The organism is Siminovitchia sp. FSL H7-0308, from assembly GCF_037980985.1.
Lineage (GTDB): Bacteria > Bacillota > Bacilli > Bacillales > Bacillaceae_C > Siminovitchia > Siminovitchia thermophila.
In genome coordinates, this window is the sequence record NZ_CP150282.1 from 3,764,211 (window position 1) to 3,777,094 (window position 12,884).

Here is a 12,884-nt window from a genome sequence, read left to right on the forward strand (position 1 = left end):
GTTCAAAATCCTTTCCAAAAAAATAAAACTCAAGATCTATGTTCCTGAGCTATTTATAACACTTGAGTGGGAATAGAGTTTTCTAAACGCTCTTCCAATTCAGCCTTTTTTTCCTCATAACCTGGCTTGCCAAGCAGTGCGAACATATTATTCTTATACATTTCCACTCCCGGCTGGTCAAACGGGTTGACACCCAATAACTTGCCACTCATCGCACATGCTTTTTGGAAAAAATAAACGAGATAGCCAAAAGAATAGGCATCCATTTCCGGAATTTCAATCACCATATTCGGAACACCGCCATCCGTATGGGCCAGCAGTGCGCCTTCAAAGGCTTTCATATTAACGTAATCCACTGAACGCCCAGCCAAATAGTTCAACCCATCCAAATCACTTTCATCCAACTCAATCATAATATCCCGCTGAGGCTCCTTGACTTTGATAACCGTCTCAAACAAGTCACGTCTGCCTTCTTGAATATACTGTCCGATAGAATGCAAATCTGTAGTAAATTGGGCCGAAGCCGGAAAAATACCCTTTCCTTCTTTCCCTTCACTCTCTCCAAACAACTGCTTCCACCATTCAGCAAAATACTTCATCCCGGGTTCATAATGCACGAGCATCTCAACCGTTTTTCCTTTGTTGTATAATATATTGCGGATGACCGCGTACTGGTAGGCGGTATTTTGCATGAGTTCGGGCTTTCCAAGATCCTCCATGGCTTGAGCCGCACCGCTCATCATCATTCTAATGTCTATCCCGCTCACAGCTATCGGAAGCAGCCCCACAGCTGTAAGGACTGAATAACGTCCCCCGATATTATCAGGAATGACAAACGTTTCATAACCTTCCGTATCTGCCAAAGCTTTGAGCGCACCTTTTTGCCGATCCGTCGTCGCATAGATCCTTTTTCGGGCTTCTTCTTTTCCGTATCTTTCCTCAAGCAGTTTCCGGAAAATCCGAAATGCAATCGCCGGCTCAGTCGTGGTACCCGATTTCGAGATCACATTGATGGAGAAATCTTTGCCTACGAGAATATCGATGACATCTGCTAGATATGCAGAGCTGATCGTATGCCCTACAAATATAATATGAGGCGCTGATCGCTTATCACTCGAGAGGATATCACGGAAACTATGGTTCAGCATCTCAATAGCTGCACGCGCCCCCAAATACGAGCCGCCAACACCAATCACGAGCAATATATCACTATCACTTTTTATTTTTTCAGCGGCCCACAAGATGCGGTCAAACTCCACCTGATCATACTGTTGTGGCAAATCTATCCAACCTAAAAAATCCTCTGTTGGAGCTGACTGTCGGTGTAATTCATCGTGGACTTGTGCTACTGACTCCTGAAATAATACCATCTCTTGTTCTTCCAAAAAAGAAAGGCTCTTCGAATAGTCAAAGTGGATATAAGACAATTCCTCACCTCCGGCTAAAAACTATGTATCGTTAGTTAATTCGAAGCGCCAAGCGTCCCTGCACATATCAATAATATACTGCTTAGTATTACAATCCTTAATTCTTCAACCCCAACCATACCATTGGGAGACCTATTTCTTATCTAAAACTAATTGATAATGATTGTTATTTTTACTATCAATAGTTTTTAATACCTTTGATTTTGGTGCCAATTCCATGCACTTTCAATAATTTGTTTTAAATTCTTCTCTGCCTTCCACCCCAGCTCCTCGTATATCTTTCGGGAAGATGCTACTAAAATTGCTGGATCCCCCTCGCGCCTATCAGTTATTTCAACATTTGCTTTTAATCCTGTTACTGTCTCACAAGTTTCAATTATTTCCTTGACCGAATAACCAAGCCCATTCCCAAGGTTGTATATTGCCGTTTTATTTGTTCCATTAAGCAAAGAATTTAATGCGTGGATATGAGCATTTGCTATATCTGTAACATGAATATAATCCCGAATACAAGTACCGTCTGGTGTGTTGTAATCTGAACCAAAAATGGAAATTTTATCTCTTTTTCCTGCCAAATGCTGAAGAATTACGGGAATTAAATGAGTTTCCGGCTCATGGCTCTCCCCTATATGTCCAGATTCATCAGCTCCTGCTGCATTAAAATACCTTAATACGATATAGTTTAGATTATATGCTTTTGAGTAATCTTGAAGAATCTGTTCAATCATTAATTTTGATCTTCCGTACGGATTTATAGGTAAAGTTTGCATAGTTTCATTTATAATATCGACATTCGGAACTCCATATGTAGCAGCTGTCGAGGAAAAAATGAAATTGTTAACATTATGATCTAGCATTACTCTTAAAAGAGTAAGTGTAGAAGAAACATTATTTTCATAATACTTCATTGGATTGATTACTGATTCCCCTACCAAACTATTTGCCGCAAAATGCATGACCGCTTTAATTGGGTAATTTGAAAACACAAACTCTAGATTTTCCTCATCTCCCAAATCACCTTGAAAAAAAACTGCTCGATGATCAACTGCCTCACGATGACCGGTTGAAAGATTATCTAAAACGATTACTTGTTCTTTTTCCACTAGTTCTTTTACTAAATGACTTCCTATATAACCCGCTCCACCGACAACTAATATCAATTAATAGACTCCTTCCAAACAAAGTAAAGCTATTCAATTACTTTTTTGCCTAAGATTAAACCAAGGCATTTTATAAACCACATTGGAAAAATACCAAGTTAGAAAAAAGGATATTAAATAGCTTATAGCTGTACCTTGAGCCGCTCCTATAGGCCCATTAAGTTTAATTAAAGCGTAGCTTATCAAAATATTAATGACAGCAGTAATAAATGTAATAGTAGCTAGCTAAATAATACGTTCTTCCATCAAAGAAAATATAGTTTGTAACTATCTTATAGATTCCGTTAAATGCATAGCCCTTGTCCAATCCAGTGTATAAAATTAGGGCTACTAAAACAATTATAACAAAAATGCATATAGGTGAATTTAACAATTTTCTCCTATAGAAAATTATTGTTTTTTAAAAAGGGAAGCGAAGCCATTTTAACGGAATTTTTTTAATAGGTATACCTATTTGTTATCCTATAGTATATAATCTTGTTTCAGAAATTCCAAATAATGCAGTTATCAAAAACCTATAATATTCATTCCTCTACTAATATTACACTAGCCCCATTCAAATTTGAAGAAATTAAAAACCATAAATTCAAAGCAAGATATAATATGGTTTGCAAAGTGAAAGGTATTGTGTGTAAAGGCTTACATTCTTTTTGCCATATATGGGAATCCTAAACAGCCTATAGTATTTAATAAAAAAATACGATTTTGGGTTTTAAAATATAAATAAATTTGGAATGAACAACTGGCAAAAAGGTATCCCGCAGAACCTTCAAGATTTATGACGAGAAAGAAGGAGGGCAATGACTGGTTCACTTATCTATCTATTGGAGACGCGTTTGAACGAAGATCAAACCTATAAACCCACTTGCCCTCTCCAAGTTTTCCTTCAATGACGATCCGTCAATGAATCCTGATATTCTACTTGTTTTTGAGAGCTGCTTCCCTGAGGATCTTAAGAGGGCCTTCCAAACGAATGCCGAGTTTTTGGCAATATTAAACGGTTGACATGACACTCCATAAAACTAATGCTTTCCTAAAGCGAACATGGCTAGAATGTAGAGGGAAAATCGGTGAGAAGGCGACTAATAAACGCTTTAGTTAGGGGATCTTCACTTTCTTTCAAATAGAACTAATTCACGTAAATGTTCTTTGTCTTCATAAATTCCGTGAACTTGGATTGCCCGTGGGAAGACTTCGTTAATCATTACCCATAAACGATCAAAATATCTATAGAAACTCGTTGAATCAAGGTATTATATTACGCGATAGCCATGCCTGAAGTGTTTCTGCTGAATTAACAGGCTAATGGGTCGTATTGCTTGGGCATGTTATATCCCCCATACCTTTCTCGTGTTGAATTTAAAATCATCATACCTTCGAAAGAGACTCTCCTTTTTGGGAAAAGGCGTTTTATAAATAAGAATAGAAGCATGGCTAACCAGCATTCCCAATACCGGCATGCAATAACAATTCTTTGGAACGATAGATGCCACCGATAAAAAGCAATAAATGCATCGGATCACCAAAGATAGGGCCACCGTCCAATCTTCAGGTTAGTGGTGATCACGATATTCATCTTGTAAGAGTCTCTTTAGCCAATGGTCCACATTTAATCTCCATACATAAATGTAAAATCATTTCTCAAAAATGCAGAAAGATACACTTAAAGTTTAAATCTATTAATATTAATAATGTTAATCATACTTTAGATTGTTGTTCGCTTTTCTAGTTCAGCCTTTCTTTCCTCATAACCTGGCTTGCCAAGCAGTGCGAACATATTATTCTTATACATTTCCACTCCCGGCTGGTCAAACGGGTTGACACCCAATAACTTGCCACTCATCGCACATGCTTTTTGGAAAAAATAAACGAGATAGCCAAAAGAATAGGCATCCATTTCCGGAATTTCAATCACCATATTCGGAACACCGCCATCCGTATGGGCCAGCAGTGCGCCTTCAAAGGCTTTCATATTAACGTAATCCACTGAACGCCCAGCCAAATAGTTCAACCCATCCAAATCACTTTCATCCAACTCAATCATAATATCCCGCTGAGGCCCCTTGACTTTGATAACCGTCTCAAACAAGTCACGTCTGCCTTCTTGAATATACTGTCCGATAGAATGCAAATCTGTAGTAAATTGGGCCGAAGCCGGAAAAATACCCTTTCCTTCTTTCCCTTCACTCTCTCCAAACAACTGCTTCCACCATTCAGCAAAATACTTCATCCCGGGTTCATAATGCACGAGCATCTCAACCGTTTTTCCTTTGTTGTATAATATATTGCGGATGACTGCATATTGATAAGCCATATTATTTTCAAGATCTAAATGACTGCAATCCTCTAGTGCATGTCCAGCACCACGCATAATCGTATGAATGTCTATACCGCTAACAGCCATAGGAAGCAATCCCACTGCAGTCAATACAGAATAACGTCCCCCGATATTATCAGGAATGACAAATGTTTCATAACCTTCCGTATCTGCCAAAGCTTTGAGCGCACCTTTTTGCCGATCCGTTGTCGCATAGATCCTTTTTCGGGCTTCTTCTTTTCCGTATCTTTCCTCAAGCAGTTTCCGGAAAATCCGAAATGCAATCGCCGGCTCAGTCGTGGTACCCGATTTCGAGATCACATTGATGGAGAAATCTTTGCCTTCGAGAATATCAATGACATCTGCTAGATATGCAGAGCTGATCGTATGCCCTACAAATACAATATGAGGCGCTGATCGTTTGTCACTCGAGAGGATATCACGAAAACTATGGTTCAGCATTTCAATAGCTGCACGCGCCCCCAAATACGAGCCGCCAACACCAATCACGAGCAATATATCACTATCACTTTTTATTTTTTCAGCGACCCACAAGATGCGGTCAAACTCCACCTGATCATACTGTTGTGGCAAATCTATCCAACCTAAAAAATCCTCTGGAGCTGATTGACGGTGTAATTCACCGTGGACTTGTGCTACTGACTCCTGAAATAATATCATCTCTTGTTCTTCCAAAATAGAAAGGGTCTTCGAATAGTCAAAGTGGATATAAGACAATCCCTCACCTCCGGCTAAAAACTATGTATCGTTAGTTAATTCGAAGCGCCAAGCGTCCCTGCATATCAATAATATACTGCTTAGTATTACAATCCTTAATTCTCCCCTAAATTTTTCAACCCCAACCATACCGTTGGGAGACCTATTTCTTATCTAAAACTAATTGAACTAATTGATAATGATTGTTATTTTTACTATCAATAGTTTTTAATACCTTTGATTTTGGTGCTAATTCCATGCACTTTCAATAATTTGTTTTAAATTCTTCTCTGCCTTCCACCCCAGCTCCTCGTATATCTTTCGGGAAGATGCTACTAAAATTGCTGGATCTCCTTCGCGCCTACCAAACTATTTGCCGCAAAATGCATGACCGCTTTAATTGGGTACTTTGAAAACACAAACTCTAAATTTTCCTCATCTCCCAAATCACCTTGAAGAAAACTGCTCGATGATCAACTGCCTCACGATGACCGGTTGAAAGATTATCTAAAACGATTACTTGTTCTTTTTCCACCAGTTCTTTTACTAAATGGCTTCCTATATAACCCGCTCCACCGACAACTAATATCAATTAATAGACTCCTTCCAAACAAAGTAAAGCTATTTAATTATTTTTTTGACTAAGATTAAACCAAGGCATTTTATATAACACATTGGAAAAATACCAAGTTAGAAAAAAGGATATTAAATAGCTTATAGCTGTACCTTGAGCCGCTCCTATAGGCCCATTAAGTTTAATTAAAGCGTAGCTTATCAAAATATTAATGACAGCAGTAATAAATGTAATAGTAGCTAAATAATACGTTCTTCCATCAAAGAAAATATAGTTTGTAACCATCTTATACATTCCGTTAAATGCATAGCCTAATCCAAGCCATAATATAAATTGACTAGCGTTTTGATAAGCTGGTCCAGCCATAATTTGTAATATGATTGGAGACAAAGCGTATAAAATTAGGGCTGCTAAAATAATTATTACAAAATATATATAAGTGAATTTAACAATTTTTATCTTTAGAAAATCATTGTTTTGTTTAAGCTTTGAAAAAAGCCAAGGAACCCACGCCTTGTTAAAGGAATCTTGCAATATCATGATAATCATACCTATTTGGTAGCCTACCGTGTATAATCCTGTTTCAGAAATTCCAACTAATGCAGTTATCAAAAACCTATCACTGGCTGTTATAACATACATCCCGACTACATGAGGAATTAAGGGTGATCCATACGATATTATATGTTTTATATCTTGTATGCTTATCTTAAATTTTAACCACTTATTTTTTAACAAAAAGAAGAAACCCAAGATTCCAAATCCAAAGAATGCAATAGTCTCTGCTAATATTGCACCAGTCCAATTTAAATTTAAAGAAATAATAAACCATAAGTTCAAAGTGAAATTTAATGTAGTTTGTAGAATTTGAAAGGCACCATAAGTAAAAGGTTTATTTTCTACTTGCCATATAACTAAAGTAGCTTGAAATATTACTTTTCCGTAGGAAACTAGAATTACAGTCCATAACCAATTGTTAGGAATATAAGTCTTATCGCTAATAAAGTCAGTAAATAACCCAAACACAAGATACATCAGTATTGAATTTATAGTAACAAGCAAAAAGGAATTAGCTATGTATCTGGCTAATTCCCCCTTGTTTTTATCATAGTATACTCTTGTTATAGCACCGTTTATCCCAATACCTATTATTGAAAATACCAGACCCGATACAACTTTAAACATTGAATAAATACCAAACTCTTCGGGGGAGAGATACCTGGTTATTACTGGCAGTAATAAAAATGGAATTGACGCATTCAAAACTTGAGTAATCATGTATATTCCCGCGGAGCCGAATAGAGATGATTTTATTCCGTTACCTTTACTCAAAAGTCCGTCCTCCATTGAGTAACAGCTGTAAAACCTCTAAATCAAATGGTTCATCAATGTCAATATCATACTTTTTATCCATAATGTAGCCAATCTTATTGTCATTCAAACTGGTTTTCGAGTTGAAATTATCATTAATTTTATTTATATAGATTGAACCATTTACTTTATAAAATTTAGGGAAATCTTGCCTTCTTAAAGTACTATTCAATTCTAGTAAATTTTTAGTCTCTCCACTTTCATTTATTGTTCTCATTAATATAGGGTGTTCCGAAACTTCTGTAATACTCACCAAACTTTCTTCCTGTTTCTGAATAATCATCTCGATTGCCTCATCAATATGTTGACTGAGCCTTAGCGGTTGTGTTGGCTGTAAAAGAACGATGTAATCATACCTAGAACCCCTTTTTTTCAACTCTTCAACAACATGTATAAGTACATCAATTGTTTTTGAAGTATCACTTGCTAGATGTGTCGGTCTTAAAAAAGGGACTTCCGCTCCACAATTAATAGATACTTCTGCAATTAAAGAATCTTCGGTAGAGACTACAATTTTATCTATATATCTAGAATTCTTTGCTGCCTCAATTGTATACTGAATCAAAGGCTTGTTATTTACTTTGATGATGTTTTTTCCTGGAATTCCCTTACTTCCACTTCTTGCCGGAATGACTGCTAAAAAAGTTTTATGATTAAACATAAGCTTTATCACCAATAATATTAATGTCAATAAAGCGCTTCTGGATATCTAAATCCCATATGTCTTCATTTTCTAAGATATTTAAAAATCGTTCATCACTTTTACCATCACCAAATGTGTAACTAAACAACCTTGATCCTTCCCGACAATTGATTGCTCTAAGAATTTCATATTTATCTTCCTCGACATGAACAATATTTTTGGAGACCTTCGGATTATATCTTCCTAACTGTCTATTGCCTATATCAATGGAAGGGATACCATAAACCCCAGCTTCTCTTATTCCGGCACTTGAATTACCGACAATAAAATCACAATGTTTTAATAAAGTTAAAAAATACTCGAATCTCATTGAAGGGAAAACTTTAAAACGATCATTGTTGTGAAGCCTATCGTATTCATTTAAAATAATATTGCTACCCTCATCATTATTTGGATAAATGACAACATAATTTTTGTTACTTTCAATAACTGCATCTACCAAGTGTTTAATATTATCACGTAGTCGATCTACTTGAGTTGTTACAGGGTGATACATTAATATAGAAAAGTTGTCAAATTCAATTTCATATCTTTCTTTAACCTTTTCGATAGTCGGCAAATCCTCTGACATCATGACATCGATATCAGGTGAACCAATAACGAAAATGTTTTTTTCTAGTTCTCCCAATTGAACAATTCTTTTTTTCGCTTCTTCATTACTAACTAAATGGATATGAGAGAATTTTGTTATGGCATGCCTAATAGATTCATCAATAGTACCAGAAACCTCTCCACCTTCTATATGAGCAACTTTTATATTATTAAAAGCCCCCACAATCGCGCCAGCCAGAGCCTCTAGCCTATCTCCATGTACAACAATCAAATCCGGATTGAATTCATGAACATAATTGCTTAAACCTAAAATAGTATTGCTTAATGCTATATCCATTTTGGAGTTTGTTTGTTGGTTCACAAACTGGTACAGATTTCGAAAGCCGTCCTTTTCGATTTCCTTCCATGTTGAGCCATATTTTGAAAGCATATGCATACCTGTAATAAATATATGAAGTTCAAGATTGGGACTACTATCTACTTTCTTCATTAAGGATTTAATTTTCCCATAATCTGCTCTAGTTCCTGTTAAAAAGAGAATTCTTTTCATATAACCGCCTCAACAATTCTAAAATTATACTTTCAACTAAGCATTCTCTAGATCAGACCATGAAAGGTGAGTATCACATTCAACAGCTTTAGTTACCTTTTTACCTATTAACGAATTATAATGCTCAGCTTTTATCTCACCAGTCCCAGGCCTTTTAACCCAAATATTATCTTTTGTTAAGACATCGCCAGCTTTTAAATTTTTAGTAGTGACGACAGTTGCAAAAGCAAATTCAATGGTTACTTTTTCCTCTAATGCTGCTTCTTTCTTTCCACCTCTCATTTCTGCAACTTCTTTACTTGCAACTATTAAATCTTTTAACTCTGTTGGATCCATAGAACATAATATATCTGGCCCAGGTCTATCTTTCCTATCAGTAAAATGTCTTTCTAATATAGATGCCCCTAACGCTGTTGCCGCTAAAGCGGCATTGTTATTAACAGTGTGATCTGAAAGGCCGATTACTGCTCGAGGAAAAGCTTTTTGTAATTCTTGCATACCACCCAGCCTCACTAAATGGGGAGGAGTCGGATATATATTTGTACAATGTAAGAGGGCATATTGTATATTTTTTCTCTCAAGTATTTCAACTGTTTTGCTAATACTATCTAGATCATTCATACCTGTTGAAACAATCATGGGCTTTCCGAAGGAAGCTATATGTTCAATTAATGGATAATTGTTACATTCGCCAGATCCAATCTTGTAAGCCAATACCCCCATTTTTTCTAACCTATCAGCAGCCGCACGCGAAAAAGGAGTACTTATAAATAACATACCCTTAGATTCCACATATTTTTTTAAGGCTATTTCGTCTTCCTCATTAAGAGCGCATCTTTCCATCACTTCATAGATAGACACATCGGTGTTTCCAGGTATTACCTTCCTAGCCTCTTGACTCATCTCATCTTCAACCACATGAGTTTGATGTTTTACCACCTCAGCTCCTGCAGAATACGCAGCATCTACCATCTGTTTAGCGACCTCGAGACTTCCCTCATGGTTAATTCCAATTTCGGCAATTACTAGTGGTCTATAATCTTCTCCAACTTTTCTATTTCCGATTTGAATATATGGCTTTGTCATTATTTTTTCCCCTCTGCAAAAAATTCTCATCAGTATTATATTTTTCCTCGGCATTTATACCAGAAATAGCACTTGTGCAGACTCCTACTGCTTTTTTGAATCCAATATCTAGCATTGAAAAAATTTCACTAGGAAAAGAACCATCTAATTCAATAATTTCATTAATTCCATAAACGGTTCTTTCACGAGGATGCTTCTTTATTACAATCTGATACTCTTTATGCGTATCGATAATATCCTTATATAACATGATCTTCTCTTTTTCTGTTATATAACCATCTTCTGACAGAGGTTGTGTAAGAATAATAATGCTGTCTTTCTGTTTAAAATCTAATAACTTGTTTGCTTTCTTTTCTTCTAAAAACACACCGATAATAAGATCCTTTTCCATATTATTCAAGTGGTTAAACATTGGCTTTAAATCCAGATACTCAAGCTTTTCAAAAAGGTGCTTAGGATATCTTTCTGGATACTGAACCATTATTTTTTTTAGTTTTTTATCTAAGTAAAAGTCTGTACTAATTCTATAAAGATATTTTTTTACAAACAAATTTAACTTGCTTGGTTCTGGGTAGAGGAATAAGTTAGCCCCATCCTCTAAAAAAATAACACTTTTAGCTTTTTTGTAGATATAATTCGATATGGTATAAAGTGAATACGGGTTCCACGGGAAAAGAAATACCGTAGAATTATTGTTTAAGTGTTTTTTCACTCTATTAAATAAAAAGCGATCCTTACATTCCTCTATTAAAAGTCGCTCCATCAATTTGCTTCTTTTCCTAATAATAACATCTTCAACTTTTTCAAGTTTATTTAATCTTTCTTTCAAAAGAACAAATAGCTGTTCCGAATTTGAATCGTGCGTTGTCAGATAAAATACTCCTTTCCTAACATCGGAGTATAAATGACAAAGACTGATGAAAATATGATAGGGCGTAGAACAAATATAAAAGTTCATATTGATTCCTCAAATTTATTACGTATTTTGGAACAACCAGAAGAAGTGTTAATGAATTCAATATAATACTGGACTTTTAATTTGATATTTTCTCCTCCTTAATTTTAATAATAAATTCACAAAAGCAATTAGAAACAAAATACAAATTACTTCTAAAGAAAAAATAGTATGAAAATCACTATTTGAAATAAACCTAACATAAGTTATATATAACTTAGATAGTAAAATTGTATTAATAAAATTTCCCTCATTAATATATTGAATTAAAGTATTTGTTAAGACTGAAAAAAGTGCTGCTATTAAAATAGTCATTAATAATAAAGTTGGGTAGTTAAAATAGTACAATATGCTTGATTGGGTAGAAAAAGCAAATCGACTATCTTGTTGTATTTTAAATTGCACAATATTTTCAGGAGCCACTAACTTCATGATTTTAAACATCCCTAGATCAAAAGCTTTTTCATTTTCATCTGCTTTTGGTTTGAAAAATAGACTTAACTCTTCCCCAGCTTCAGCCAAGTGCATTTCATGAAACTCTTTTTCTTTATACACAGCCCACCATAGCTGACCTTGCTGTGCCAACCTTTGTTGAAGATAAGCAATATTATTTTCAATTGAAAAATCACGTACCAAAACATTTTGTATAGTCACAATACCAATAAATAACGACATTACAATTCCTACTTTGACAATGTAGCCTCTTAATTTATTTGTTGGGATATATTGATAAACCGCTAATAGACCTATTTGAAATGCCATAATAAAAATAGAGAACTTATGTCCAATCCAAATAAAATATATATTGTATAAAGCGATTACTATTAACCCTAATTTCCTATACTTTATAAGTAAAAAATAAAATATCGGCATCAAATACAAAAATAGATTCCCTAATTTAGCATCAAGTGGACTTAATATATTCTGTTGGTATGCAAATCTATCGTATTCAAATATAAAATATGGCTTATCAATTACTTTTAAAAATAAATAAAAAAGAATTGCTATGGAAAACACTGCAGCCAATATAAAAAAAGTATCTGAAAAAGATTTTCTAGTAATTAAATTTGCTTGTTTATTTTTATAAATCCCATCTACAAAAAAAAGTGTCTCCAGAAAAAGTAAATGAACTATTACAATAGGTCCTAATGAGTTAGCTTTACTAGTCCATTGTCCGACTTCAAATAAATACAAATAAGTCGATTCTATAATAAAAACTCCTAAAATATTTGTTGTTACTAGAAAAACAACATAAAAATATTTTAGAATAAACTTCTTGTCTTTAATAAAAATATAGAATAAATAAATAACGAAGGAGGCAATTGCAAGTATATTTGAATGTATCAAACATGCTAAAATACTAATAACAAATATAAATACTTTTGATAATCTAATCATTTCCTCTATGCCATCCTTCTTAGTATAAATGTAATTTCTTCTATATATTCCAGTATCCAAAACTCTATTGGCCT

9 protein-coding genes and 1 pseudogene are annotated in these 12,884 nt (G+C 34.8%); all 10 read right to left on the reverse strand.

The genetic code is table 11. The features are described from left to right. Positions 1 to 53: 53 nt before the first annotated feature. Positions 54 to 1,370, reverse strand: a complete 1,317-nt coding sequence (locus MHB50_RS17670) for a glucose-6-phosphate isomerase (protein WP_340085360.1) — start codon at positions 1,368 to 1,370, stop codon at positions 54 to 56. Between the two features lie 245 nt (positions 1,371 to 1,615). Beyond that, positions 1,616 to 2,587: a UDP-glucose 4-epimerase GalE gene (gene galE, locus MHB50_RS17675; protein WP_340084357.1), complete on the reverse strand. Its 972-nt coding sequence runs from the start codon at positions 2,585 to 2,587 to the stop codon at positions 1,616 to 1,618. A gap of 1,705 nt (positions 2,588 to 4,292) precedes the next feature. After that, complete coding sequence (locus tag MHB50_RS17680; RefSeq protein ID WP_340085361.1) at positions 4,293 to 5,585, reverse strand: glucose-6-phosphate isomerase; 1,293 nt, start codon at positions 5,583 to 5,585, stop codon at positions 4,293 to 4,295. 395 nt (positions 5,586 to 5,980) lie between these two features. Continuing rightward, positions 5,981 to 6,213: pseudogene (locus tag MHB50_RS17685) on the reverse strand (NAD-dependent epimerase/dehydratase family protein); the annotation flags it as partial. Between the two features lie 33 nt (positions 6,214 to 6,246). After that, positions 6,247 to 7,527, reverse strand: a complete 1,281-nt coding sequence (locus MHB50_RS17690; protein WP_340084358.1) for an oligosaccharide flippase family protein — start codon at positions 7,525 to 7,527, stop codon at positions 6,247 to 6,249. Further along, complete coding sequence (locus tag MHB50_RS17695; RefSeq protein WP_339165019.1) at positions 7,520 to 8,227, reverse strand: acylneuraminate cytidylyltransferase family protein; 708 nt, start codon at positions 8,225 to 8,227, stop codon at positions 7,520 to 7,522. The genes MHB50_RS17690 and MHB50_RS17695 overlap by 8 nt, the downstream gene beginning before the upstream one ends. After that, positions 8,220 to 9,371: a UDP-N-acetylglucosamine 2-epimerase gene (gene neuC, locus MHB50_RS17700; RefSeq protein ID WP_340084360.1), complete on the reverse strand. Its 1,152-nt coding sequence runs from the start codon at positions 9,369 to 9,371 to the stop codon at positions 8,220 to 8,222. Before neuC ends, MHB50_RS17695 begins: the two co-directional genes overlap by 8 nt. A gap of 36 nt (positions 9,372 to 9,407) precedes the next feature. Continuing rightward, entirely contained in the window at positions 9,408 to 10,457 is a 1,050-nt protein-coding gene (gene neuB / locus MHB50_RS17705; RefSeq protein WP_339165022.1) for an N-acetylneuraminate synthase, read from the reverse strand. Continuing rightward, on the reverse strand, positions 10,426 to 11,415 hold the full coding sequence (locus MHB50_RS17710) for a polysialyltransferase family glycosyltransferase (RefSeq protein ID WP_340084361.1): 990 nt from the start codon (positions 11,413 to 11,415) through the stop codon (positions 10,426 to 10,428). The genes neuB and MHB50_RS17710 overlap by 32 nt, the downstream gene beginning before the upstream one ends. A 57-nt stretch (positions 11,416 to 11,472) precedes the next feature. Then, positions 11,473 to 12,810, reverse strand: a complete 1,338-nt coding sequence (locus MHB50_RS17715) for a DUF6418 domain-containing protein (RefSeq protein WP_340084363.1) — start codon at positions 12,808 to 12,810, stop codon at positions 11,473 to 11,475. Positions 12,811 to 12,884 lie beyond the last annotated feature (74 nt).